At 47.3% G+C, this 26,230-nt stretch carries 24 protein-coding genes and 2 pseudogenes; 21 read left to right on the forward strand and 5 right to left on the reverse strand.

Annotation, left to right across the window (positions count from 1 at the left end; all coding sequences use genetic code 11):
* Window positions 1–79: 79 nt before the first annotated feature.
* The 4 genes from ACFO8Q_RS05625 (at window position 80) to ltrA (ending at window position 4,102) form a co-directional block, all read left to right on the forward strand.
* Entirely contained in the window at window positions 80–1,273 is a 1,194-nt protein-coding gene (locus ACFO8Q_RS05625) for an MFS transporter (protein ID WP_380024749.1), read from the forward strand.
* A 1-nt stretch (window position 1,274) separates the two neighbouring features.
* Window positions 1,275–1,655, forward strand: coding sequence for a sirohydrochlorin chelatase (locus tag ACFO8Q_RS05630; RefSeq protein ID WP_380024750.1), 381 nt, complete (start codon window positions 1,275–1,277; stop codon window positions 1,653–1,655).
* The gene (locus ACFO8Q_RS05635) at window positions 1,652–2,065 is read left to right on the forward strand and encodes a hypothetical protein (RefSeq protein ID WP_380024751.1); all 414 of its coding nucleotides are present in this window, start codon (window positions 1,652–1,654) and stop codon (window positions 2,063–2,065) included. Before ACFO8Q_RS05630 ends, ACFO8Q_RS05635 begins: the two co-directional genes overlap by 4 nt.
* 870 nt (window positions 2,066–2,935) lie before the next feature.
* A complete protein-coding gene (gene ltrA, locus ACFO8Q_RS05640; RefSeq protein WP_380024752.1) occupies window positions 2,936–4,102 on the forward strand; it encodes a group II intron reverse transcriptase/maturase in 1,167 nt (388 codons plus the stop codon).
* A 150-nt stretch (window positions 4,103–4,252) separates the two neighbouring features.
* Here the strand turns inward: ltrA and ACFO8Q_RS23915 are convergent.
* Window positions 4,253–5,390: pseudogene (locus ACFO8Q_RS23915) on the reverse strand (ISL3 family transposase); the annotation flags it as partial.
* Between the two features lie 512 nt (window positions 5,391–5,902).
* Here ACFO8Q_RS23915 and ACFO8Q_RS05655 point away from each other — a divergent pair.
* The 7 genes and pseudogenes from ACFO8Q_RS05655 to ACFO8Q_RS05685 all read left to right on the forward strand — a co-directional run bounded on the left by ACFO8Q_RS05655 (window position 5,903) and on the right by ACFO8Q_RS05685 (window position 12,650).
* Window positions 5,903–6,559: a hypothetical protein gene (locus tag ACFO8Q_RS05655; protein WP_380024754.1), complete on the forward strand. Its 657-nt coding sequence runs from the start codon at window positions 5,903–5,905 to the stop codon at window positions 6,557–6,559.
* A 197-nt stretch (window positions 6,560–6,756) separates the two neighbouring features.
* Window positions 6,757–7,853 (forward strand): annotated as a pseudogene (locus ACFO8Q_RS05660) (S8 family peptidase).
* Window positions 7,854–8,288: 435 nt separating this feature from the next.
* Window positions 8,289–8,594, forward strand: a complete 306-nt coding sequence (locus ACFO8Q_RS05665) for an iron-sulfur cluster assembly accessory protein (protein WP_380024755.1) — start codon at window positions 8,289–8,291, stop codon at window positions 8,592–8,594.
* A gap of 208 nt (window positions 8,595–8,802) precedes the next feature.
* Window positions 8,803–9,585 (forward strand): GTP-sensing pleiotropic transcriptional regulator CodY, encoded by a 783-nt coding sequence (codY, locus tag ACFO8Q_RS05670; protein ID WP_380024756.1) that lies wholly within the window; start codon window positions 8,803–8,805, stop codon window positions 9,583–9,585.
* A gap of 125 nt (window positions 9,586–9,710) precedes the next feature.
* Window positions 9,711–10,973 (forward strand): adenosylhomocysteinase, encoded by a 1,263-nt coding sequence (locus ACFO8Q_RS05675; RefSeq protein WP_380024757.1) that lies wholly within the window; start codon window positions 9,711–9,713, stop codon window positions 10,971–10,973.
* 96 nt (window positions 10,974–11,069) lie between these two features.
* Entirely contained in the window at window positions 11,070–11,777 is a 708-nt protein-coding gene (locus ACFO8Q_RS05680; RefSeq protein WP_380024758.1) for a gamma-glutamyl-gamma-aminobutyrate hydrolase family protein, read from the forward strand.
* Between the two features lie 39 nt (window positions 11,778–11,816).
* The gene (locus ACFO8Q_RS05685) at window positions 11,817–12,650 is read left to right on the forward strand and encodes a lipid II flippase family protein (protein WP_380024759.1); all 834 of its coding nucleotides are present in this window, start codon (window positions 11,817–11,819) and stop codon (window positions 12,648–12,650) included.
* A 74-nt stretch (window positions 12,651–12,724) separates the two neighbouring features.
* On the opposite strand, the gene ACFO8Q_RS05690 is transcribed toward ACFO8Q_RS05685, so the two are convergent.
* Window positions 12,725–12,967 carry a DUF1450 domain-containing protein gene (locus ACFO8Q_RS05690; protein WP_380024760.1) on the reverse strand — a complete coding sequence of 81 codons (243 nt, stop codon included), beginning with the start codon at window positions 12,965–12,967 and terminating at the stop codon, window positions 12,725–12,727.
* Between the two features lie 29 nt (window positions 12,968–12,996).
* Window positions 12,997–13,599, reverse strand: a complete 603-nt coding sequence (locus tag ACFO8Q_RS05695) for a DedA family protein (RefSeq protein WP_380024761.1) — start codon at window positions 13,597–13,599, stop codon at window positions 12,997–12,999.
* 140 nt (window positions 13,600–13,739) lie between these two features.
* On the opposite strand from ACFO8Q_RS05695, the gene ACFO8Q_RS05700 reads away from it, so the two are divergent.
* Window positions 13,740–14,780: a PfkB family carbohydrate kinase gene (locus ACFO8Q_RS05700; protein WP_380024762.1), complete on the forward strand. Its 1,041-nt coding sequence runs from the start codon at window positions 13,740–13,742 to the stop codon at window positions 14,778–14,780.
* A 21-nt stretch (window positions 14,781–14,801) separates the two neighbouring features.
* Here the strand turns inward: ACFO8Q_RS05700 and ACFO8Q_RS05705 are convergent, their stop codons facing one another.
* Both ACFO8Q_RS05705 and ACFO8Q_RS05710 read right to left on the reverse strand, forming a co-directional pair.
* Complete coding sequence (locus tag ACFO8Q_RS05705; protein WP_380024763.1) at window positions 14,802–14,975, reverse strand: hypothetical protein; 174 nt, start codon at window positions 14,973–14,975, stop codon at window positions 14,802–14,804.
* A 119-nt stretch (window positions 14,976–15,094) separates the two neighbouring features.
* On the reverse strand, window positions 15,095–15,382 hold the full coding sequence (locus ACFO8Q_RS05710; protein WP_380024764.1) for a DUF3055 domain-containing protein: 288 nt from the start codon (window positions 15,380–15,382) through the stop codon (window positions 15,095–15,097).
* Between the two features lie 337 nt (window positions 15,383–15,719).
* On the opposite strand from ACFO8Q_RS05710, the gene ACFO8Q_RS05715 reads away from it, so the two are divergent.
* The 9 genes from ACFO8Q_RS05715 (at window position 15,720) to ACFO8Q_RS05755 (ending at window position 26,093) form a co-directional block, all read left to right on the forward strand.
* Entirely contained in the window at window positions 15,720–17,924 is a 2,205-nt protein-coding gene (locus ACFO8Q_RS05715; RefSeq protein ID WP_380024765.1) for a Tex family protein, read from the forward strand.
* 756 nt (window positions 17,925–18,680) lie between these two features.
* Window positions 18,681–19,286 (forward strand): spore coat protein, encoded by a 606-nt coding sequence (locus ACFO8Q_RS05720; RefSeq protein ID WP_380024766.1) that lies wholly within the window; start codon window positions 18,681–18,683, stop codon window positions 19,284–19,286.
* A gap of 185 nt (window positions 19,287–19,471) precedes the next feature.
* Entirely contained in the window at window positions 19,472–20,350 is an 879-nt protein-coding gene (locus ACFO8Q_RS05725) for a cation diffusion facilitator family transporter (protein WP_380024767.1), read from the forward strand.
* Between the two features lie 144 nt (window positions 20,351–20,494).
* Entirely contained in the window at window positions 20,495–21,505 is a 1,011-nt protein-coding gene (gene thiL / locus ACFO8Q_RS05730) for a thiamine-phosphate kinase (protein ID WP_380024768.1), read from the forward strand.
* A gap of 12 nt (window positions 21,506–21,517) precedes the next feature.
* Entirely contained in the window at window positions 21,518–21,985 is a 468-nt protein-coding gene (gene tsaE / locus ACFO8Q_RS05735) for a tRNA (adenosine(37)-N6)-threonylcarbamoyltransferase complex ATPase subunit type 1 TsaE (RefSeq protein WP_380024769.1), read from the forward strand.
* A complete protein-coding gene (tsaB, locus tag ACFO8Q_RS05740) occupies window positions 21,973–22,719 on the forward strand; it encodes a tRNA (adenosine(37)-N6)-threonylcarbamoyltransferase complex dimerization subunit type 1 TsaB (protein ID WP_380024770.1) in 747 nt (248 codons plus the stop codon). The genes tsaE and tsaB overlap by 13 nt, the downstream gene beginning before the upstream one ends.
* Entirely contained in the window at window positions 22,719–23,237 is a 519-nt protein-coding gene (gene rimI / locus ACFO8Q_RS05745) for a ribosomal protein S18-alanine N-acetyltransferase (protein WP_380024771.1), read from the forward strand. Before tsaB ends, rimI begins: the two co-directional genes overlap by 1 nt.
* The gene (tsaD, locus tag ACFO8Q_RS05750; protein WP_380024826.1) at window positions 23,209–24,306 is read left to right on the forward strand and encodes a tRNA (adenosine(37)-N6)-threonylcarbamoyltransferase complex transferase subunit TsaD; all 1,098 of its coding nucleotides are present in this window, start codon (window positions 23,209–23,211) and stop codon (window positions 24,304–24,306) included. The genes rimI and tsaD overlap by 29 nt, the downstream gene beginning before the upstream one ends.
* A 374-nt stretch (window positions 24,307–24,680) precedes the next feature.
* Window positions 24,681–26,093, forward strand: coding sequence for a PAS domain-containing protein (locus tag ACFO8Q_RS05755; RefSeq protein WP_380024772.1), 1,413 nt, complete (start codon window positions 24,681–24,683; stop codon window positions 26,091–26,093).
* The last annotated feature ends 137 nt before the right edge of the window (window positions 26,094–26,230 follow it).

A 26,230-nucleotide genomic window follows, 5' to 3' on the forward strand; every position in this document is an offset into this window, starting at 1 on the left:
ATTCTTGCATCATGAAGCCGTTTCTTCTCTTTTTTTCTTTCTTTCGGTAAAATGGGGGTGTATGGAAAGGGTTGAAGATATGCAGAAAACGGACACATTGTTGGCGGCGGAGAAGAGAAGGATTGTTACGTATCTGCTTTGCGGCTTTTATTTTTTTCTGTTCTTCGGATTTGGGGCGAATCTTCCGCTGTTGTCCCTCTATCTGCAATCCTTTGGACTATCGGGTGTCCAGATTGGCACTTTGTTGTCTGCGGGACCGATTGTGGCGATCCTCGTACAACCGGTTTGGGGGATACTCTGTGATCGGTTTCGGGCACAGAAAAAGGTGCTGGTGCTTGCACTGACATCAGCTGCCGCGGTGGGGCTGCTGTTTCCGGCGGCAGGCGGTTCCTACATTCTTTTTCTGCTGCTGTATGTAGTGATGGTTCTTTTCCAAAGTGCCATGGTGCCGATTATTGATGCCATGACTCTCTTTCATTTGCAAAAGAGTAAAGGGGACTTTGGAAATGTCCGGCTGTTTGGCGCATTAGGGTTTGCGGTTGCTGTCTGGGTGGCCGGGCAGTTTGCGGAACGAATCGGCCTGCAATCGATATTTTATTTATACGCCGCTTCTTTTTTACTCTGTGTGGGTATCGCGTTAACGCTGCCTCAACAGGGAATCCCGATCACCACAAGTATTTGGGCGGGGATCGGGAAACTGCTGAGGATCCCGCAGTATGTTGTATTTTTGATCGCTGCATTTTTGATATTCGGTCCGATCAATGCGAACAATTCCTACTTCTCTTTGTATTTTACCGCGATTGGGGGTGCTGTCGTAGGCGTTGGGACTGCATTTCTTCTGTTTGCAGGTTCTGAAGCTCCCATTATGCGCTTCGCGGGACATTTTGCGAAACGATATGGGATGCTCACCATGATCATCTTGTCGGGGGGCGTGTCGGGAATCCGCTGGTTCTATTACTCATCCCAGCCAACGCCGGAAATGGTGATTGCTTTGTTCCTGCTGCAGGGAATATCGGTTGGATTGTTTCTACCTTTGGCAGCCAGTTTTATCAGAGAAAATACACCGTCGGAGGTACAGGTCACAGCTCAGGCGATTTATGCTTCGGCAGCAAACGGATTGGGGACTGTTGCTTCAAGCTACGCTGCCGGATGGCTGCTCGACCGGTATGGAATTTTCTCGATTTATCACTATTTTGCCGTCTCTTCCATAGCCGGGGCTTTCTTGCTGGCGGTTTTGTCGGTAAAACAACGAGTTGAGAAGGGGAGGGATTAATGTGCATGGCATTCTTCTCGTCGGGCACGGTTCTCTTCTGAAACACGCAACCGGCGGTATGTACCAACTCGCAGAGGAGATCCGTCAACGACAAGGGATCGAGGTTGTGGAAGTCGCATTTTTGGATCTGTGTCCGCCCGATATTCCGACAGGAGTGCTTTCCTGTGTAAAAAAAGGGGTTACCGATCTCACCGTGATTCCCTATTTCCTATCGGACGGCTTTTTGATGCGAAAAGCTGAACGGATCGTGAAACAAGAAGTGGAAGATTATCGCGGAATGACGATGCGGTTTGGAGATCCGATCGGGTTTGACCCGCGGATTGTCCACGTGTTAAAAGATCGAATCAAGGAAGCATGGGCAGATCAGGAGGAATCGAAATGAAGCGAATCTTGGCCATACTGGCTCTCACAATGACGGTGGCAGGTTGTTCAACAGGAATTGACGCGGTGGATCAGAAAATTAACCAGGTCAAAGAAGCTGCGGATTCGAAAGTGAAAGAGCAATTGCAAATTGGAATTCAAAATCAGATCGATCAGTTGAAAGCGAATAATCCGCAGTTTGCGGCTGCCCTGGCCCAAAAGGACAAACTGAAAATGGACTGGGAGGCTTTGAAAAATACCGAATTGGCCCAGCATTCTTTCTTCTCCGCCTTTGGGCATGAGTATTTGGCGAAGGTGCGCGGGGACGGCACGGTACAGGTAGTTCAGCGCAATACGCAGACGGGGGAAGAAAAAGTGTTCCGAGAATACAAAATGTCGATTGACGGAAATGGTCAGGTTGAACTTCAATAATGTTTGCAGCGGGGGTGGAAAACCACCCCTGTTTTCTTGTGCGCCTCACAGTCGCACAATCTAGGTGGTTCGAATCCACCCGGTAACTTTACCCTTTGAAGTGCCGTAGCCGAAGTAGAGGTCCTAACTCCATCGGAGAAGGATTGACAGGGTGTCTCTCGTGAGGGGGAATCCGAAGGGTCTGCAGGCAAAGTCCAGCCCGGAACAATAGGTAAACCAGAGGTGGCGGCGATGCTGGACGACCCGCCAAGAAATCGGGGAAGTCTACGCGAAGGCGTATCTAGCAGGAAAACAGGAAAGGGAAATGACCTGCAAGACTCATCGACGTGAGTAGGGTCAGGATGGATGGAACAGAGGGTGCGATGACTGAGGGAAATCTCGTAGATTCCTTGCTGCAAACGCAGCAAGGTAGAGGAGGTATAACCCAAAGGGGAAAGCCGAGTCGATGGTTTGCGAGATGGCAGATCGTTCCGTAGTAGCGAATAAGTCTGAGCCAATGAAAGCTGGTGACAGCATGGAGGGGAAAACTCGGACGAATGCGTGCCGGGTCACGTATCCTGCTCCCACTCCAAAAGAGGGGAGACAGAGGCAAAGGGAACGTACTTCGTCAAAGCTGTGAGTCCAAGTGAGTGGAGACCGTAAGCGCCTTAAACACCAAAGGGTATGACCGAATGGGTGTGTCCCGCCGATGGCGAAAACGCTTGGGGATAAAGGCATACTGGCGACCTGAGTACATCCAAAGGTACGGAAGCGATTGGTTTTTTTTTCTAACCTAGAACGCAGTCACCTTGGGGGGGAACGAGTAAGGAATCGGTCTTTGTAACGAGGGCAAGACCGGCTTGGTGAGTAGCGGTAAGGTGGTGAATCATCATGAAGCCGAAGAAGAGATATTACACCCTTATCGATAAAGTTTACCAAATGGACAATCTGTATGAAGCATGGCTGGAGGTCAAGAAAAACGGCGGAAGCGGCGGTGTTGACGGGGTAACATTAGAGACATTCGAGAAGAACCTAGGAATGAATCTGAAAGAAATCCAACGGTTACTACAGCAGAACCGCTATGAACCCGACCCGGTACTCCGCCATTACATCGATAAAGAGAATGGCAAACTGAGACCGCTTGGGATTCCCGCAATTCGGGACCGAATCATCCAACAAGCGGTACGAAGAATCATCGAGCCAATCTTTGAACAAGACTTCTACACCTATAGTTTCGGGTTTCGTGCAGGATACTCAGCCCACCAAGCATTAGCAACCATAAGACGTGCAAAGCGGGCGGGATATGAATACGTGGTCGATCTGGATATCATGTCCTTCTTCGATGAAATTCCACATGACTTACTGATGGAGAAGGTACATGAACGAATCACAGACGGGAAAGTCCTGATGCTCATTCGCAAATGGCTGACCGCCGGTGTCATGGAAGATGGCCAGTTCCATGAAACAGAAATCGGGTCACCACAGGGCGGAGTTATATCTCCACTGCTCGCTAACATTTACCTGAACCACTTTGATTGGGGAATGAAAGAAAAAGGCTTCGCAGTTGTAAGATACGCAGATGATGCCGTAATCCTCTGCAAAACAAAGGAGGAAGCGGAGAAAGCGCACCAAGCGGCGAAATTAATACTGGAAGGAGAACTTCAACTTAGGATGCACCCTGAGAAAACGAAAGTGGTGCACTTCGATGAAGGGTTCCGATTCCTTGGATTTGACTTCTGGAGAGAATATATGGTCCTGCCCGAAGCAAAGGTGAAGAAATACAAGGACAAGATTCGTAAAATCACGAGAAGGCAGCAAGGAATGAATCTTAGTGAAATGGTGAAGAAGCTAAATGAAGTGGTACGAGGATTTGGGAACTATTATCGAGTAGGAAATGTAACAAAGAAATTCCAGCGTCTAGATGAGTGGACGCGAATGAGGGTACGAGCCTTCATGCGGAAGAAGAAATCAACGGTTTCAAATTCGCTGATTCCAAACAAAGTATTGGAAGAGGCAGGGATGGTATTTCTAACGAGCTTACTCACCACGAGTTCCTAATTCGGGAGAGAAATTTGCAATTCGGCGACGAATGAAGACAACTCACTCCTGAAGATGGGGAACTGGCGGAGGAAAGCCGTATGCGGGAAATCCGCACGTACGGTTTGACGGGGAGTCCGGGGGAGTAATCCCCCGTCTTACCCTATTTTAAATTTTGGCTCTCAGGGCTTCGAAGGAGTAACCCCTTCCCAAACGGTTTATGACTCTAATCAGGTTGTTTAGAGACTCCGTATATGCGTTTATAATACGGTGGTCGAAATAGGAAAATATCTCTTTCTCCCATCCCTGCATTGCTTTTAAGAGTGGGTCAAATGCATATTCAAGATCGGCTGGAATCTTTGTTTTCCAATCTTCATATTTGATGAAAGCAATCTGGCGAGTTTTGCAATCCCAAATATCAAAGAAAGATTCCTTTAATTCGTATGCGATCCCAAGACTCTTGTGATTCTTTATCCATACATCCAAAGTTAATTGCTCCATCTCTGAGAGTTCCCGCTTACGCTTGAGCAGAATAAAACGGTCGTGCATTAATCCCCCCGTCTCTCTTTGGTAGAAAGATTTGCTCGAAGGTCTTTACGGATCGTTTCGAGTGCTTGATTTGCCATTCTGACAACATGAAATTTGTCAATAATGATGGTCGCTTTAGGCAACACCGTTCTTACAGCATCTCGATACGGCTGCCACATATCCATTGTGACATACTGGATTCTCTCTTTGTTTGGAAGATGGTATAGGTAGTTGATAACACTCTCTTTGTTTCGATTGGGAAGCAAGTTAATCAATGTTCGTTCTTCGATATTGGTTATTACACATCTTGGCTTGATGATGTGGATTTCATCAAGCCCAAGCCACTTCGGGGTTTCGAAACGAACAGTCTCTTCCAAACGATTAATGTAATCACGGAAGATATTACGAATCGTCTTTTCATCGACTCCAACATCTTCGGAAATGCTTACAAATGTTTTACGAAGCGAATCTTTCTCTATGTGTTTTACTAGTCGTTTTGTGGCCGCTCGTTTCTCGTCCATGTCCGCTAAAAGTTCCCAAAAAGTACGGTTGCAATCACGACATTTGTACCGTTGACGAAGCACCAGAATGCCAACCCTCTTTCTATGCATCGGCAGATCCATAAATAACTGCTCTTTTTTACTGTGCTTATAAAGGTTCGGAATGCAGCCGCAATGCGGACAATAAGAAGGTGGAGAAATACCTCCACCGTAATCTGATAGTCATATTCGTTTTCGTCAATCCGTAAGACATTGAAGTTATGTAAATTAAGTATATTCATGTTGTTCACCTGGAGCTTTTTTCTGTTATCTAAACGCTTTTATAAATTCTTCGAATTCTGTTATAACGATTTAATTGTATCGTTTTATCTTCTATTTTCCCAGTGTTCTTTTACTTTAAGATGTTCTTTCGGGGACTACTTTGAGATTTTTCTTTCGTTAATCAAGTTGGTCTCCATTAAGTTTCCTAACAGATCCGGAATGGGGATATTATTCTGTCATTGACTCGAGACAGAATAGCACATCTATATAGCTGTGAAAATAGCGGTTTTCGGCTCATAAAATGGTGGTATTGTCGTATCAACGAACATAAATTAAAAGTTCAATTATGTTAGCTTGAAACTTGAAAAAATTAAATAGAAAAATTTTTTCTATAAACTGGAAGGGGTTTTAGTGATGGACGAGAATTTGATTTTGTGAAAGGGAGGGATGAGTCCGACAAACAATCTTTATAGCTGGAATTATCAAATGATTTGCAGTGGATTGTGATTTAAAGAGGAGGAGAAATTAAGGTATGAAGATCAAAAAGTTTATTTCAGTACTTTTAACAGGAGCATTCTTACTTACTTCAGCATCTATCAGTTCTGCTGCACCTGCAAACACTGACAAAATTCCATTGACACCACAAGACGAACAGCGAATAATACAAAACATGAAGGAATCAGGAGTTGACGATGCAACTCAAAAGAAACTGATTGGCAAGCTAAAAAACGGCGAAAAATGGGACTCTATGAAGCCGGAGTTATTAGAGCAGGCTAAAAAAGAAGTGAATATTACTCCTACGAGCCGAGAAACAAAATATACCTTCCCGGATGGATCTGCGATAATTCAGTCAATAAGCGGTGGTACTGTAAGTTGCGGAACCGGATATTGTGTTTATACAAACATGAAAGTCAGTGAACAACGTTGGTATGTTGGGGGTAGTTTCAAAGCTGATTTTACGATCTTAAATGGTTCCAACGATTATATTTCAAAAGTTTATGATGCCTCAATTTGGTCGTTCGGTACGGTTAGCAGTGACACATTAACTCTTGACAAATCACAGGAAGATTTGAGTGGGCCAGCACAAGCCACATTGCGATGGGTAGGGTACAATGGAGTTACTTCCGCCACATTTATACTAAGACTCAAAGTTGGCGGGAATAACTATTGGGATGAAGCAAACTATTAAAAATTAACGGGGGACTTCCCCGTTACAATTTTTAAGGGAGAGGTCTATATGGAAGTGGATTTAGGAACAACTATTTATCAGATTACTATTTTGATTGTAATAACTGTGGTTGTAGGTATCGGTCTTATATTATATAAATCCAGGAAAAAATAAAAATAGAAAGGGTGGTTACTATCAAACGAATATGCTTTTCTTTGATGTTGGTTCTCTCTCTCATATTCAGTTCAACCAGTTTTGCAACTAGCAACCAACCTTTGGAGCCATTTAAAAAGTATTTTGTTGCATTTCATTCTTTCGCTGATGCTGATCTGATCAAAACAAAAAGCGGCAAGATTCATCGACAATATAAGTACATCCCTGTGATCTCCGTTGAATTATCGGATACCGCTGTCCAATCTCTCACAAACAATCCGAAGATTGCCTATATTGAGGAAATGGGAAAGTCGAAGCAAGCGGTCAAGTAGTGACGTGGGGTGTTTCGGACGTTAAAGCACCAGACGTTCAACAACAAGGAATCACTGGTAGCGGGGTTAAAGTCGGGATTTTAGATACTGGCATTGATTATACTCATGAAGATCTTAGAGTAATCGGAGGGGCTACATTCGTACAAGGGACGACGGATTTTAAGGATGATAACGGACATGGTACACATGTTGCGGGAACAGTAGCCGCCTCAAACAATACGGTCGGTGTTTTAGGCGTAGCGCCTCAAGCGGAGCTTTACGCAATCAAAGTGCTAGATCGAAACGGAAGTGGCTACAGCGATGTTGTTGCAGGCATTGAATGGGCCATTACAAATCATATGAATGTTCTTAATTTGAGCTTGGGAGGAACTACTAGTTCCCGAACCTTGAAAGCGGCAGTTGATAAAGCTTATAATTCCGGCATTCTTCTTGTCGCTTCTGCGGGCAACAATGGGTATAGCTCAAAAGGAACAATCACGTACCCTGCGGCTTACGTTTCTGTGATTGCTGTGGGGGCTGTGGATCAACAAAACAATCGAACCAGTTTTTCTAGTGTTGGTCGGCAATTAGAATTAATGGCTCCCGGAGTTTCTATTCAAAGTACAGTTTTGGGAGGGTATGCGAGCTATAGTGGAACCTCTATGGCCGTTCCACATGTAACTGGCGTAGCAGCTCTCGTATGGCAAGCTAAGCCGAATTTAACTAATGTTCAAGTAAGAAACATTTTAAACCAAACAGCCGTTTCTTTAGGAGATTCCTTTTCTTATGGAAATAGCTTAGTGGATGCTTTGGCCGCAGTCAATTATTCGGAGAACATCACTTGCAAGTGATGGCGGGAAAAAGAAATAGTAGAACATAACGCCTCTGTAGATTCGACAGAGGCATTTTTGCGTTTATTCTCGAATTTCAATAGTCTTAGTGAGATTTTTTAGATATTCGTTAAACAATAATTTTACATTTAATTCCATATACTTTGCGAGTGGTGACAGCTACGCCGGTACTACCCCTTAATGGTGTTTCTTTAATCCACCTGATATTCCGATTTAACCTCTACAATACAAATCAAATGTATGAATCAAATTCCACCCGATAATCCGAAGAGCCAATTTAAATAAAGCTTCTTTCGAAGCACCTTCAAAGAAGAAGAAGGGGCGATTTTTTGAGGAAGCTTTCTAAGCTGTTAAAAAAGAGTTGTAGGTAACATAAAAAATGTCTATAATAATATTTTATATAGTTTGAACGAATAGCAAAGGTGGTTAAATACGATGGCGGAAGTAACATTTAATAAATTGGCGATTCGCAAGATGCAGGAAGTTTTGAACGGGCCGGAAGCAGCCGGCCAAATGGTTCGCCTGATGGTCGATCATGTACACGGGGATCATGCGCATTACGGGATTACCCTTTCGAAAAAAACAGCAAACGATGAAGTGGTGGATGTCGGCGGAATTGAGGTTCTGTTAGACAGAAAACAGTTGGATTGGCTTGACGGTGTAGAAGTGAAGTACCTTCTGTACCCGAAGGAAGGCTGGAAAATTACAAATCCGAAGAAAAGCAACTACGGCGATCATTAATTCTTGAATTTTAGGAAAAGCCGGCTTAGGATAGAATTGTATCGATTGTTGACGAATCATGTCGGAAGTGTATAATTTTCTCGTTCTTTTTAAACATTTTGTGAATTTTTGAAGATTCCGAGAAAAGCGCTTGAAGTTTTTTTCTTTTTGGAATACTTTATATATGGTTGTCCAAAACTTTAAAATTAAGAAAAGCAGGTGACCTGAATTGCCTCTTTTGGAGAAAATCCAAGAATTTAATCGGCTTTTACAAAAATCGGCCTTACAAGGTGTAGATTTTAAAGAATTGGCAAAATTACTCAGCGATATGGTGAATGCAAACGTATATATCGTTGAGAGAAACGGCAAGATTCTCGGTTACGGTCTTGCTGAATACGAATTGACACTCGAATGGAATCAGATCATGAACGTGGAGAAACGGTTCCCGGGCGACTTCAACGAATCCTTGTTAAAGTTTGAGGAGACTGCCAAGAACGTTGAGGATAAAGAAGCGCTTTACGTGTTCTCGAAGGAAGAGAACGAAGTATTCAAGAAGAAAAACATCACGATTGTACCGATCCGTGCAGGCGGACAACGATTGGGTACATTGCTGCTTGCCCGTTTGAACAAGCAGTTTACAAATGATGACCTGATCCTTGCCGAATACGGTGCAACGGTGGTCGGAATTGAGATAATGCGGGCGCAGCAAGAAGAGATTCAACTCCAGGCCCGTAACCGTACGGTTGTGGCAATGGCTCTCGAATCCTTATCCTTCTCGGAGCAGGAAGCGATCCATCATATCTTCCAAGAGCTTGAAGGAAGCGAAGGGCTGCTGGTTGCAAGTAAGGTAGCCGACCGTGTGGGAATCACCCGTTCGGTAATTGTGAATGCGATCCGCAAGCTCGAATCGGCCGGTGTTATTGAATCCCGTTCGCTTGGTATGAAAGGGACTTACATCAAGGTTCTGAATCCACTGTTCCTTGAACAGCTCGATAAACTGCATAACCGGTAATGGATGTGAACTGTAAGCCGTTCGTGGAACCTTTTTTGGTTCTCACGAACGGCTTGTACTTATGATAAGATGGATACGGAGTCGAAGATCGATTATCTTGCGAAAAAAGGGATTGGTGATATAGAGTGTCCACTGCAGCCGCTGACTCACAAATTCGCGATCTGAAACTGGCGCCTCAGGGCCAACTGAAAATTGAATGGGTTGCTGCCCATATGCCTTTATTGAACAGCATCAAGGATCAGTTTGAAAAAGAGAAGCCATTTAAAGGGAAGAAGATTACCATCTGCCTGCACCTGGAAGCGAAAACCGCTTATTTGGCAAAGGTGGTCCAGGCGGGAGGGGCAGATGTTGCCGTTGTAGCGTCCAACCCATTGTCAACACAGGACGATGTGGTTGCAGCTCTCGTCGATAGCGGGATCTACGGGTATGCCTGGTATGGCGCAAGCATGGAGGAGTACAAACGACATATTGATCTTGCCCTTGATTTCCGTCCCGACGCAATCATTGACGATGGCGGAGATCTGGTGTCTACCCTGCACGGAGAACGGTTGGAACAGGCGAAAACAATTATCGGTGGCTGTGAGGAGACAACTACCGGCATACTCCGCCTGCGGGCAATGGAGAAAGAGGGAAAACTTCAGTTTCCGATGATGGCTGTGAATGATGCGTATTGCAAGTATTTGTTTGATAATCGTTACGGTACGGGCCAGTCGGTTTGGGATGGCGTTATGCGCACGACGAACCTCGTTGTTTCGGGAAAAACGGCGGTAGTTGTCGGTTATGGCTGGTGCGGAAAAGGGGTGGCGATGCGCGCGAAAGGTCTTGGAGCAAAAGTGATTGTTACAGAAGTTGATCCGATTAAAGCGGTTGAAGCTGTTATGGATGGATTCGAAGTCATGCCAATGATCGATGCGGCTCGCGTGGGCGACTTCTTCATAACTGTGACGGGCAACAAAGATTGTATTACGGCTGAGCATTTTTATGTTATGAAAGACGGTGCCGTTCTCTGTAATGCCGGACACTTCGATGTGGAAATCAACAAAGCGGATTTGGGCGGGATGGCCAAAACGGTGCGCAAGGTCCGCAACAACATTGAAGAGTTCACGTTTGCCGATGGCAGGAAAGTTTATCTGCTGGCCGAAGGCCGGCTTGTGAATCTGGCCGCCGGTGACGGGCATCCGGCAGAAGTTATGGATATGACTTTCGCTCTGCAGGCGCTTGCTTTGCGCCACGTCGTTGAGAATCGGGCAGATCTGCAGCCGAAGGTATACTCGGTCCCGAATGAACTCGACCAGTATGTTGCGCAGCTTCGTCTCAAAACATGGGGTATTCAAATCGATGAGCTTTCCGAGGAACAAAAGCGTTATCTGGACAGTTGGACGGAGTAGTGCCTAGTCGTGTCCCGTTAGCTTCTTCTTGCATAGGATGGAATCACCTTCAACAAAGTTTGCGTGCATTTCGACGCGATAGGAGGAATCTGTCCCATGCGGAAGTTAATTGGAGTCACGAGTTCTGTTCACACGACCCGCTCTGGTGTGGAAGGGATTTTTGTCGGGGATGATTATACGGCAGCCATCGTTGAAGCGGGTGGACTGCCGATGGTATTGCCGATGGTAACGGATGAAGAGGCTCTTTTGGCTTTGGCTGATCAACTGGATGGACTTCTTCTGACCGGCGGGGTGGATTTGGACCCTGCTTTCTTTGACGAAGAGCCGATTCCCCAGTTGGGAGAGGTGTCTCCGGTCCGCGATGAGATGGAATGGAAGTTAACGGAAGAATTTCTGAAACGCGATAAGCCGATTTTTGCCATATGCAGAGGTGTGCAGGTACTTAACGCGGTTGCCGGAGGAACCTTGTATCAGGATCTGGCTGCACAGAGACGCAAAATCGTGCAGCACACGCAGCGTGCTCCGCGCTGGCATGCCTCCCATCAAGTCTCAATTCTCCCGGGATCAAAGTTGAAAAAGATTCTTCAGGTGGATGTTCTTCGGGTAAACAGCTTTCACCATCAAGCGATTAGGGATGCGGCACCCGGATTTTTAGTGTCTGCAACTGCGCATGACGGAGTGATTGAAGCTGTGGAAAGCACGAGTCATCGTTATGTATTGGGGGTACAATGGCATCCCGAGAATATGTGGCGGCGGAACCCGATTTTTTATAAGTTATTCCAGGTTTTCGTGGATCATTGTTAATTTACGTCACTTTAGGCCCTTTTATGGAGTGTGAACTGGTTGGAATGGTTTGAGAGCATTACAGGCGGTCAAATCGGAATAGGGCACTTGCTGTTTGTGTTCCTGATGATCGCCTTGACTAACTTTTTCGATACAACGTCGTATGCTGCGAGGTTGGCAGGAGTCCGGACCAAACAACTGGCAGTCGCAAATTCGTTGTTTGCCATGCTTACCTTCGGTTCACGAACCACTACCGCCTTGTATTTGCCGGCGATTGCAGGAATTGCCCAACGGGCGATCAATCAGGGATTTGATCCGTTATTCCCGCTTCAGTTCGTATTACTGGGTGCGGCGGTTGGAACGGCGGCGGGCATTGCGCTTCTGCCGGCTACGGATAAGTTTTATGAGTTGGGAATTTCCCGAATGGAACAACAAGGAACCGCTATAGGTGTTTTTAAGTCATTATGTTTGAAGAAGAGCGGTTTGAGGGATTTGGCCGCGTGTTGGCGGTGGCCGAAATGGAGTATGTGGAAAGGGATCAGCCTAGCCGGTGTCCCGAAGGATATGATTTTTATGAACGCCATTCTGTATGCCTTCTTTACGGTTGGTTCAATTGCAACTTATTATGCAGGATCCCTTCATCCTGAAGTGGCTTTGACAGCCACCGGTCTGGCACCCGCGATCAACGCGGTCGGAGCATTCCTGCTGCTGTTTCTTGTGGATCCGCGGGGGGCTATTATTATGGACCAGGGGATTCAACGAAAAGTTCCAATGGAAGTTGTCAAATCTTCAATGGTCTATTTGGCTCTGAGCCGGTTCGCCGGAACGGTACTGTCAATTCTCGTGTTATATCCGGCTGCGTTGTTTGTAGCGTGGTTGGCGAAGTTTTTTTAGACTTGAATAGCGGCAGATTCTTCGAGGAAGAATTGAAATAGCCACCGCAAGGCTCCCTTGGGTGGCTGTTTCAATTAAGTCAAAGCTGCCATTTTCTCACGCAGCTTTTCAAGCAGGTCTTCCGGTTTGGATTCGGCAAGAATCTCTTTGTCGTCAATGATCACAAACGATTTTTTGAAGCATTCCGAACAGTTGCCGAGGCATGCCCAACGGTTTTGGCTTATTTCGGGGAACTCCTGTTTTATGGTATCGTACACTACACTCGTGCCGTTGTTTTGAATATTGCTGATACAATATTCAAGTTTTTTGATTGCCATGTGAGAACCCTCCTGACTGATGTGAAGAATTACTTTGCTGTATGGCGTCTAAAGAAGATCCAGGCGATCAGGCCGCAGGCCAGGATCAACATGAGAACCAATAGAATTCGGTTGATTTGGGAGAGTAAGTTGTCTGCATGTTCTCCGAACAAAACTCCGATCCCCAGCCAAGCTGCACACCAGAACGCAAACCCGATCAAAGACATGAGCAGGAACGTCGGCCACGACATGCCGCCAATCCCGGCAAAATAGCTGGATAACGTGCGAACGCCGGGCAGAAAACGACCGATAACCAGCACCCAAATGCCGTAGCGTTGAGACAATTTTTCCGTAAAATAAATGTGTTTTGGCTTCAGTAAGAGGTATCGTCCATGCCGTTTCAGGAATTCGACTCCGTAGGTTCTCCCGATCGCGAAGGCAACCGTTGAACCGAGCCAACAACCGGCCGTACACCAGAGAAGCGCTTGTACATAGGAGAAATCACCTTTTGAAATCATATACCCATAGAATGCCATGACGGCGTCCCCGGGAAAGGGGATTCCCAGTCCTTCAAGCAGAAGAGCGGCTCCCATGCCAAGATACCCCGCGTGGTGCACCCATGTCAAGAATGTCTGCCAAAACGATAGAAGCATTGGAACTCCCCCTTAGTATTGTGGGACATCAGTAAAACCTACAACATGTCCGTGAAATCTATGCCTAAAGTTTGCTGTTTTTTGGGTGGGAATTTTTCTGCAATAGAGGTATGTACAGAGTCATAGAGAGGAGTATCCATATGGACGTAGTCTCGCTCGGCGAAATGCTGATTGATTTCGTGCCCGATCGGCGAGGGAGTTTGGATGAGGTGGAATCGTTTCGCAAGTCGCCGGGAGGTGCACCGGCCAATGTGGCGGTTGCGGTAACCCGGTTGGGTGGGAAAGCTGCTTTTCTGGGCAAAATCGGCCTGGATCCGTTTGGCCGCTATCTTGTAGAAGTGTTGGAACGTGAAGGTGTGGACACTCGCGGTGTCGTGTTGACCGAGGAAGCAAAAACCGGGTTGGCATTTGTAGCCTTGGATGAAAGCGGGGACAGGAGCTTTCTGTTTTATCGCGACCCGTCGGCTGACATGCTGTTGAGGGAATGCGAAATCAATGAGGAAGTGCTGCGGGAAGGGCTTGTGTTTCATTTTGGGTCGGTGACTCAAATCCACCCGGAATCGAGACTTGCGACCCTTATGGCGGCCAAGCGTGCGCGTGAGTTTGGGAAAATCGTGTCGTTTGATGTGAATCTGCGGCTTCATTTGTGGCCCGGCAAAGAAGAGGCGCTGGAACAGATTCAACGATCCTTGCCGCTCTGCGATATATTGAAAGTATCGGAAGAAGAGATGGAGCTGTTGGCCGGGACGGACGATCTGATGAAAGGAGCGGAAGCGTTACGGGCATATGGCCCGCGTTTGGTTCTGATCACATTGGGAGAGAGAGGAACGTATTACCAAACCGCAGATTTGACCGGACGGGTTCCTTCTTTTCGGGTGAAACCGGTGGATACAACAGGAGCGGGAGATGCATTTGCGGGAGGTTTTCTCCTGCAGATGTGTGATCGGATGCGAGGCAGATCGTTTGATCAGGTGATTGGATTTGAAGAGGAGCTTCGGGAAGTGATCCGTTACGCCAATGCGGTAGGAGCGTTTACGGTGACCCGCCACGGAGCGATTCCGGCCCTGCCGACGAAAGCGGAGGTATTTGAGTTTATGTATGCAGGCAGGGGGAAAATCAACAAAAATAACCCCTTTCCCCGTCCGGAACGAAAGTTCAACGTGTACAAGGAGAAGGGGTGATCGTTCATCCTTTGAAGTTCATCAATTTGCATCATCTACACGAAAGATTCCTTTCCCGGAGGATGACACCACTACACCGCCGCAGCGATCGCATATTTTCTCATGGCGTTCGCCCTTTTTTGGAAGGCCAACATCTGTGACTTCGTGTTCTGCACCACACACCCAGCAGTATGCGTAGACTTTCACTGAGATCACACCCCACCTCTTTGTGTTTCCTATCCTGTAAGACGATAGAATCACAGATTTAGTTTCACGCCCGCAATGGAATCAAAAAGTCCCCTGATCACACCAGGGGACCGATTCCTGTATGCGCTTTAGTACTGATCGTGGCGAAGTGAGTCCGTAAGCGGCAGCTTCAGGAAGTTGGATAAGTACTGCGCATCTTCCTGGGTGAGATTGAAGAATTTCGCTAAATATTCAATGTTTTCAATGTCGTGGCTGTCCAAGAGTGCGCTTCGATTGGATTGGAGGCACGTGACAATCGTTTTTCCGTAAAAGTGTTCGGAATTGGTCAACGTGAAATCGAACCGCTTTCCTCCTGTGATAAACCCAATGTGGCGAGTACGGGTTGTTTCCACCTCGTCAAACAAGATTTGATCCATTCGAATTCGCCCTCCTTTTTTTGGTCATTAACCAGCGCCGATAACATGCGCAATTTTGATATATTCTAATAATACCTTATGTGGATTGAAAAATAAAGAGCCAATTTGAAAAAATATCATGAAAAATATTGTCGAATTGTGTCAATAGACATTAATTTAAATTGAATTGTAAAGGTTTTGTAAAATACAGGATGGACATCCTTGGTTGTATATTTTTTTAATCCACTTAAAAGCGCCGTAAACATGGGGTGAACAAGCTTTCGTTTGGCCGCCACTGGAGCACTCGAACGGATGAGAAACGAATGGTAAAATGAGAGTTGCAGAATGGAGGGGTATCATGGCAATAGCAGCACCTGATTTTGCACAAGTAATCGGCGGAGAACTTCAACTCCGCAGGGGACAAGTGGAAAAAACGATTGCATTATTGGACGAAGGCAATACGATTCCGTTTATTGCCCGTTATCGAAAAGAAATGACAGGGGAATTGGATGAGAACCAACTCCGTGCGATTCAGGAGCGATTGACGGCCTTACGAAATTTGCATTCGCGCCGGGAAGAAGTGTTCCGGTTAATCGACGAACAGGAGAAGATGACTCCTGAACTGGAGGCCGCAATTCAACAGGCAAAGAATCTGACAGAACTGGAGGATATCTACCGGCCATACCGTCCGAAAAGGAAAACCCGAGCATCGGTGGCACGTGAAAAAGGCTTGGAGCCGCTTGCGTTATGGCTGACTCAGGATGGAAGAGGGGATGTCCTGGAACAAGCTGCCCAATACATATCTGAGGAAAAAGGCGTTTCCTCTGCAGAAGAAGCCCTTCAGGGAGCACTCGACATATTTGCGGAGGAGGTCGCAGATGATGCAGAGAACCGGAAACGGGTCCGGGAACTCACTCTGAAGCAGGGAGCGATTGTAAGCAAAGCGGCCGCCCCCTCTGTTGAGTCAGTGTATGAAGCCTATTACGAATACGAAGAACCGCTGGGGAAAGTTCCGCCGCATCGGATTCTTGCAATGAATCGCGGGGAAAGGGAGGAGATTTTAAAGATCTCGATCAAAGCGCCGGTCGACGATATTTTATCACTCCTGCAAAAAAGGGCTTTACCGAAGAAGGATGACCGTCCGGACGCAGCGGTTTCTCAAACCGAAGCAACTCCCTATTTGATCGAGGCGATTCAAGATGCTTACAAACGGCTCATTGCGCCTGCGGTTGAGCGGGAAGTTCGGGCGATTCTCACGGAGAAGGCGGAAGAACAAGCAATAGTCGTATTCTCAGGCAATCTTCGGCAGCTGCTTTTGCAGCCGCCTGTTCGCGGTAAGGTGGTCATGGGGGTAGACCCCGCGTATCGTACCGGATGCAAAGTGGCGGTCGTAGATGAAACCGGAAAGGTGCTGGATATCGCGGTAACTTATCCGACACCGCCGCAAAACAAGGTGGAGGAAGCGAAGAAAATCCTCACCGCTTTAATCACTAAACATGCTGTCAATGTGATAGCAATTGGAAATGGAACCGCGTCTCGCGAAACCGAACAGTTCATTGCCGATTTGATCAAGGAACTGCCTCAAGAGATCGTCTATGTCATTGTCTCGGAAGCGGGAGCCAGCGTCTACTCTGCCTCAAAACTGGCGGGTGAAGAATTCCCGAACCTTGATGTGGCGGAGCGCAGCGCGATTTCGATAGCACGACGTTTGCAGGATCCATTGGCCGAACTTGTGAAGATTGATCCGAAGTCGGTCGGTGTCGGACAATACCAGCACGATGTATCACAGAAACGGCTGGAAGAGCAATTGGCCTATGTGGTAGAATCGGCGGTAAACTCGGTTGGAGTGGATTTGAACACCGCTTCCCCGTCGCTGCTCTCCTATGTATCGGGGCTTTCATCCACTGTAGCGAAGGGAATTGTGACGTTCCGTGAGAAGAACGGCAAATTCAAGACCCGCAAACAGCTTTCGGATGTACCCAGGCTCGGCCCCAAAACGTTTGAGCAGGCGGCCGGTTTTTTGCGGATTCCAAACGGGGGCTACTCACTGGATAACACACCGATCCACCCTGAGTCTTACAAAGCTGCTGAATCTCTATTGCAAAAATTGGGTTTCACAGTCGATGCGGTAAATGACCCACACCAGCGTGAGTCACTTAAGCAAGCTTTGCAAAATGTGGATGTAAACAGCACGGCAGAGCAGCTGGGAGTCGGGGTTCCCACCTTGCGGGACATTATGGAGGCGCTGCGGAAGCCCGGGCGAGATCCGCGGGAGGAGCTTGAACCGCCGGTATTCCGGACCGATGTGCTAAAAATTGAGGACTTGGCGGAAGGAATGATCTTAAAGGGAACCGTTCGCAACGTGGTCGATTTTGGGGCGTTCGTCGATATCGGTTTGAAAAATGACGGACTTGTCCATATCTCGGAGCTATCCGGCCGATATGTCCGCCACCCGATGGATGTGGTTTCGGTTGGCGACATCGTCGATGTTCGCGTCAAGAGTGTTGACGTCAACAAAGGGAGAGTCGGTCTTTCGATGAAAGGAATCCAGCAAAAAGCTTGAGACTTTGTGTCTTAAGCTTTTTTATCGTAATGGAAAGTATATCTTTTTTTGGCCTAAAAGCTCGATTTCATTGGACGTTGCGGTGCTGCCTCCCCGTTTGAAGAATAACGGATTTTCGATCCGTTATTTCACTATCTGACGGCTGGATTTTTGAAATAGCGGATTCGCAGGTACTTATTCGGCACTTTTTATACCTCTTCGGCGATCAAGGGGTCAATAAGAGTCTCAAAAACCGCTATTTCAAAAAACGCTAGCAAAAATATCACAAACAGCACCTGAAAGTCCGCTATTTTTCAAGGACGAGTCATTTTCCCAAGGAGGAGTCAATCACTGCACACCGAACCTATCATCACAACAGACCGAGACTCCGGAACTGGGTCCAACCCAGTAACAGGTGTCCAATAGAATGCCGCGGCTTCGGCAACTTTTTTTGTGTGATTGAGTCCCGGTGGCAATTCCCGACACCCAACGACTCGATTCGAATTTTTTTATTCACTTCCAAAATGGAAGTCCAGTTTTTACAAATGGAGTGCGGCTGTCGGAAAACATTAACTTTTAAAATATAGGTCAAACCTTTAACCGGAAAGGTCTGACCTGTGAAATTGCTATCGGAGCTTATGTTTTCACACGGCTCTGTCATAAGTGATCGAAATTTCCCGAGAAATGAATGAGGCGGGGTAAATAATTTAGCTGGAGGGTGGTCATAATGTTTTGGGGGGCAATCCCAAAAACATTATCGTTGGAGGAGATTCGGATATGACCGCAAGATTTGGAGCCCATGAAGTGATGGAACTTCATGAAGTGTTAACGGATGCGATTGACGGAATCAATCAGTTTCAATTGTACCGTCCGCATGTCAAGGATCCGCAGCTGGGCCAGATGCTCGACAGACAGATCCAGTTTATGACGCAGGAGTATAACAACTTGGTGCAAGCGGTGAATCAGCAGGGAATGGTGCAGGCGATCCCTTATCGTACCCCGCAAAACATGAACCCTCAGTACGGACTCAATAATCCTGCCACCCAAACCCCAAATATGAACATGAACCAAATGGATGACCGGGATGTGGCAAGCGGAATGTTGGGATGCCATAAGGCGTCAGCCTGCACGAGAATGGTGGCGGCTCTGGAATTTGCGAATCCGCAATTGCGCCGCATGGTTCAACAGTCAGCGATAAACTGTGCGGAACAAGCCTATGAAGTTTGGCAATATATGAATATGAGAGGGTACTACCAAGTGCCGACCATGCAGGAAATGACCACAAACACAATGCTCAACGCCTATGGACAGGCGAACATCACGAATATGGCCATGGGTCCGATGGGTACTATGGGTCCGACAGGCATTGTGACTTCGCAGTAGGGTAAGCAATCTAACCAATAAGCAGCAAAAAGGGGCCTGGCGTATGAAGCAAGGCCTCTTTTTTCTCCTGTCCAACTTATTTTCCTCCGGGTTACAATTCTAGACCGCGGAAACAATGTTTCTGTAGACCCACTCGAGTTTTATCTTGTAACATAAACCTACCATGTTTCATGGAGGTTAGGATCGTGGAGCGTTACGAACAGATGAAGATGGGGGAAAGAGGAGTTTGGGTCAGCATATTTGCCTACCTGTCTTTATCGATAGTAAAAATCATAATTGGATCTATGACTTTTTCCCAAGCTTTGATTGCGGACGGGGTGAACAATGCGACCGATATTATCGGTTCCGTGGCGGTGTTGATCGGGCTCAAAGTTGCCCGGAAACCGCCTGATGAGAATCATCCTTATGGGCATTACCGGGCTGAGACGATTGCTTCACTAATCGCTTCTCTGATCATGGTTGCAGTTGGGGTGCAGGTGTTGGTTCAAGCTGTAGGTTCTCTATCTGATGAAAAAATGGTGTCTCCCGATTTGTCTGCCGCGTGGATAGCTATGTTCGGTGCACTTCTGATGTATCTCGTGTATCGGTATAACAGCAAGTTGGCCCGCACTATTAACAGTCAGGCCGTTATGGCCTCCGCTAAAGACAATCTTTCCGATGTATGGGTAAGTATTGGAACCGCGGTTGGAATTATCGGCTCACAGTTCGGTCTTGCATGGCTGGATCCGCTGGCAGCGTCCCTGGTAGGGATTCTGATCTGTAAAACAGGCTGGGATATTTTCTGGGAAGCGGCCCATAACCTGACAGATGGATTTGATAAAGAACGGCTCAACGACTTCCGGGATACAATTGAACCGGTCGCCGGCGTCGAAGAAGTCAAGGAAATCAAAGCACGCGTCCATGGAAGCAATGTGTTGGTGGATGTCGTCATTCTGGTGGATCCACGGTTAAACGTGGTTGAAAGCCATGAGATCAGCGAAGAGATTGAAAAAAGGATGAGACGAAAATATAACGTCAACAATGTTCATGTTCATATAGAGCCAACCGAAGTGCAAAGTAAATAAGTGTCACAAATACCCTGTAACCGGGTTCGGCTTTGGTACGAGGTGCGCTTCGGCCGAAGCCTTTTTTCTGCCAAGTTGCCCATGCTTTCCCTGCAGGAGTATAATGAGAAAATGAACGCAACGGGACGAAAAGGGTGACCAAGCATGAATCTGCGGGAAGTTGGAGAGTTTGGATTGATTGAACGGCTGCGCGACAAGTTGAACCCTGCGGATGACACAGTTATCGTAGGGATCGGGGATGACGCGGCTGTCTTATCTTACGATGCGAAGTCTTATGTAGTCATGACAACTGATATGCTCGTTGAAGGGGTCCACTTTCGGGAGGATACAATTGATTTCCGGTCACTTGGATGGAAGTCATTGGCTGCCTCCTTTTCCGATATTGCGGCAATGGGTGGAATTCCCCGTCACGCCGCAGTGTCTTTGGCCATCCCGCCGTCTTATGAGATCGAATCATTGGAACAGTTGTATGAAGGAATTGCGGAGATCTGTTCGGAATTTCAGGCCCATGTGGTCGGCGGCGACATTGTAAAAACGGACGGCCCCTTTGTAATCTCTGTAACAGTGAACGGTGAGGCGGCACAAGGAAAAGCACTGCTTCGCTCGGGAGCTCAACCAGGGGATCTTGTTTTTGTCACAGGGACTGTCGGAGGATCGGCTGCAGGTCTTGTGTTGCTGGAAAGCAGTCAGAAAAGCCTGCTTCCTCCGGATGAACAGCTGACATTGATCACTTTTCATCAACGGCCGGTTCCACAGGTTCAGGTGGGACAGATTTTGCGAACGAGCGGGGGATGCACCTCCTGTAATGATATATCTGACGGTCTTGCCAGCGAATTGAACGAGATTGCAGCTGCAAGCGGTGTGGGAATCCGAATTGACGAAAATCGGCTCCCGCTCGCTCCGGCAGTGACCAATTTTGCGAGAATCACCGGTCAAAATGCGATCGACTGGGCTTTGTACGGCGGTGAGGACTACCAATTGGTCGGAACCTTACACCCCTTGGCCTATTCGGCAGTTGTTACAGCATGCCAGATGAACGGCATTCGCTTTACTTTGATCGGACGAGTTATAGAAGGATCAGGGGTTGTAATGGAACGATCGGCAGGCGGCGAGACTGTTCTTACGGCCAGGGGCTACAATCACTTTACTGAGTAGGAGGGAACTGAAGTGTTCCAGCGGACCACTCATACCCCGGAAGAAACACGAAGAATTGCAGAACGGCTGGCACGTTTGCTGGATCCGGGAGATGTTCTCACGCTCTCGGGCGATTTGGGAGCGGGAAAGACCACTTTTACACAGGGGCTTGCCAGAGGGCTTGCGGTGGAAGAGTCGGTGAGTTCCCCCACTTTTACGCTGATTCGGGAATATGAGGGGCGCATTCCGCTCTACCATATGGATTTGTATCGGCTGGGAGAACAGGCGGATTCGGAAAATCTCGGCATAGATGAGTATCTATACGGAGACGGTGTCTGTGTGATTGAATGGGCAGAATATATAAAATCATTGCTGCCGGAAGAATACTTGCAGGTCACAATTCGTAAAATGGGAGAATCGGAAAGGCAGATCACGATCTCAGGAGCGGGGAAACGGTTTGCCGGTTTGATTGAGGAGTTGAACCAAACATGCCATATCTAGCCGTGGATACGGCCACCCAAACATTAACGATCGCCATCGGGGAGCGGAATCGGCTGCTCGCGGAAGCGTCGGTGGTCGTCAAGAAAAATCATTCGAATCGATTAATGCCCTTGATCGAATCACTTTTTGAGAGTCTCGATTTAACCCCGGATGAACTTCAGGGCATTGTCATTGGTCACGGTCCAGGCTCTTATACGGGCGTCCGGATTGGGGTAACAACCGGAAAGCTGATGGCTTGGTCGCTCAAAATCCCGCTTGTCGGCGTCTCAAGTCTGGACGGTCTGGCCGGTCATTATCAGGATTCCGATTTTCTGGTATGTCCGATGTTCGATGCCAGAAGGAAACAGGCGTATTGCGCGTTGTATGATGGGGCTGCGAAGATTGAACCGGATGCTTTGAGGAAACTCGACGACCTTTTTCCATTGATTGAAAAGAGACTGAAGGAGCGGGGGACGGACAGCAGTCTCCAACAAGTAATGTTTCTGGGGGACGGGGCAGAGAATTATCGCGATCTGATTGTGGAACGGCTCGGGGGACAGGCTGTTTTTTCCGCAGACAGGTCCAAACAATTGGTTCGCGCGGCTTATCTTCTTGAGAAAGGAATTGTCCGAATTGAGGCCGGGGAGACTGCCGAGGTGGAACGTTTTGCACCTGAATACCTCCAACTCGTGGAAGCGGAAGCCAAGTTGTTGGGGATGCGGAACCCTGCTTCCGGCTGTACGGACGGTGCCTGATGAGCGAACTTATTTACCGGCGAATGCAGTTGTCAGATATTGATCGAATTCTGGAGATCGAACACCGGTCTTTCTCCGCCCCTTGGTCACGAGCGGCATTTGAAGGCGAACTGACCCGAAACCATTTTGCCAAATATATTGTGGTGGAAATTGACGGGGTTGTAGCCGGGTATGCGGGCATGTGGATCATTATTGACGAAGCCCACATTACCAATATTGCAATCGATCCGGCATACAGGGGCCGCAAGCTGGGAGAAAATTTGCTGCGGCAGATGATGATGGTTGCAGTGTGGAACGGGGCCGATCGAATGACATTGGAAGTTCGGGTATCGAACAAAACGGCTCAAAGTTTGTATCAAAAACTAGGATTTATCAAATACGGAATCCGGAAAGGGTATTATTCGGACAATGGAGAGGATGCCATCATTATGTGGGCGAATCTCGATCCGAAACGGTACGAAAGGGATACGACGGAAGGATCAGATGCAGATGGGTTGGCTGGAAAGAGTCAGAACTAAATATCAAACCGACAGGGAAGCAGGGAAACCGTCCCTGATTCTTGGCATAGAAACAAGTTGTGATGAAACGTCGGCCGCGGTAATTCGGGACGGACATGAGGTCTTGTCCAACATCATATCCTCCCAGGTGGAAATTCATCAGAAGTTTGGGGGCGTCGTACCGGAAGTGGCCTCACGGCGTCATGTGAAGAATATTACGTTTGTTATGGAGGAAGCCCTTGAAAAAGCAGGGGTTGAATTGGACGATCTGTCTGCTGTAGCCGTAACATACGGGCCGGGACTGGTGGGGGCACTGCTTGTGGGCGTGGCAGCGGGGAAAGCAGTTGCTTACGCCAAATCGATTCCTCTGATCGGAGTACACCATATTGCGGGCCATATTTACGCCAATTTTCTTGCCGGCGGGATGGAGCCTCCTTTGGTGGCACTGGTCGTATCCGGCGGACATACGGAACTTATCTATATGGCTGAGCACGGGAAGTTTCAGTTTCTTGGCCGCACGCGCGATGATGCGGCCGGAGAAGCATATGACAAAGTGGCAAGATCGATGGGTTTGCCCTACCCGGGAGGACCTGTGATTGACAAGCTGGCACACGAAGGGAATCCGAATGCAATTCTGTTTCCAAGGGCATGGCTTGAAGAAGGTTCACTGGATTTCAGCTTCTCGGGACTCAAGTCGGCTGTGATCAATGCATTGCACAATGCGGAACAGCGTGGAGAGAAGTTGGAGCCGGCCGATGTGGCGGCCGGTTTTCAGGAATCTGTGGTCGATGTGCTTGTGGAAAAAACGGTTCTTGCGGTTCGCCAAACCGGTGTTTCAAATGTGGTGGTGGCAGGAGGCGTGGCAGCCAATCGCGGACTGCGCACGAAGCTGCAGGAACGGGCTGCGAAGGAGGGTTTTACCGCAATGTGTCCTCCACTGTCTTTATGCACGGACAATGCGGCAATGATCGCTGCCGCAGCATATCCTTTCTATGAAAAAGGGTGGTTTCACAACCTGGATCTGAATGCTCATGCGAGCCTTCCGCTGACGAAATGGGAGGAAGGCCCCTTCGTCATTCTGTCCAAATAAAAAGAGGGCTAAAATCCAGTGCCTCCTCTGCTGACGCAGGGGATTTTTTATTGTTCAGGAGTTTTCCACATGTTTTTCCACAATTAACATCAGTTATTCACACTGGATTGTGGATAACTAGTTAATCTCGCAAAGATAAAAGGAAAAAAACGATCTCTTTTATCACCAGATATTATGTGAATTGGATGTGGAGAATGGGGATAACCTGGGTTGAGCTTATTTTTCGTGTGTTTATACTGTGGATAACTGTGTGGATATGTGGACCGTCAAACAACCGTTTTATATAGATATAAATTCAATGCCAAAAGAAGGAATTCTCAATTCATAAGTAGAATTCAAATGCAAATGGGTGACGGTAAGCCGGGGGTGGTAGTTTGCAAACAAAAGATTCGGATCGTTTGCGTGAAAGGATACTGGATTCGATACCGGTGGGAATTGTTACTTATGACAGCCAGGGAAACGTGACATATGTGAATAAAGTTGCAGAATCGATAACCGGTTACAACCTCGATGAAATTCAATCTTTTCAAAACATCAACCATGTGCTGAACGGTGATGCGGAAATTTTTTGGAAGACCTTGCAGTCGGGACAGCCTTTTTTCGGATTTGAGAGCTATTGCCCCTCAAAAAGCGGCATTGAAATCCCTGTTGTTACTTCTACCGTACCACTCCTTGACGACAACAACGAACAAGTGGGGATCGTGGCAACTTTCATTGACAATTCGGAGATGAACCGCCTCCGGGCGGTTGAGGAACATGCCTCTTTAATTCTCGATCATATTTCGGATGGCGTCGTAACGCTGAATACAGAAGGCATTATTACCGGGTTTAACCGCGGAGCAGAAGAAATTACAGGATTGTCTGCTTCTGAGGTGAAAAACCGCAAATTTGAAGATGTGTTTCCACTTGCTCAATTGGTTCTGGACAAGCTGCATGAAACCATACATACCGGTCGTGAATGCAAAGATCTCAAAGCAGAAATTAAAGACAAGCAAGATCGCGCCAGATTCATGCTTGTCTCAACCCGGGTGTTAAGGAATCGCAATCACACCGTTTTGGGGGTAATGGTAACATTTAAGGATGTCACGATACAGGAACTGCTGGAGGAACAAATTCGTCAGTCCGAAAAATTGGCTGTGATCGGTGAATTGGCAGCCGGAACAGCGCACGAAATTCGCAATCCGTTGACCTCGGTAAAAGGGTTTATTCAGTTATTGGATCGAAAATATGAAAATGACGCGCCGGAAAAGGAGTATTTTCGGATCATTTTGTCAGAATTGAACCGTGTGAATGACATTATTCGGGAATTCCTACTGCTGTCCAAACCCACGGTTCCCAATCTTCGCAAAATTGATATCAACTCGGTGATGGAAGATATTCGAACGCTGATGACAAGCGATGCTTTGCTTCACAATATCGACTTGCAATTCGAGCTTTCGAAAACTCCGGCGATTTGTGAAGTGGATGTGGAACAAATCAAGCAGGTGTTTATCAACCTGATCCGCAATGCGTTTGAAGCAACCGGATTGAACGGAAAGCTCACAATCGCGATCAATACGGGAATGGAAGAGTGCGAGATCTGTTTTATGGATAACGGACCCGGTATCCCCAAAGAGGTACTTTCACGTATTTTTGAACCGTTTTATACAACCAAGAATGAAGGCACGGGGTTGGGTCTGACCGTATCCTACCGGATCATCCAAAATCACGGCGGAACAATCCTCGTGGATTCGGAAGAAGGCAAAGGAACTACGTTCCGGGTCAGACTGCCATTGGCAAGAAATTGATACAGCAGGATAAATTACCTGATCTTCAAAGATCGCCGTTTTTGACTGGAAACGGCGATTTTTATTTTTGAATAGCTTAGGAAGTAAGCCGGCCACTTGGAAAGTGGCTGCTTTTATTGGTTCAATTTAACAGATTT

It is taken from the genome of Effusibacillus consociatus, assembly GCF_042652925.1.
GTDB lineage: Bacteria > Bacillota > Bacilli > Tumebacillales > Effusibacillaceae > Effusibacillus > Effusibacillus consociatus.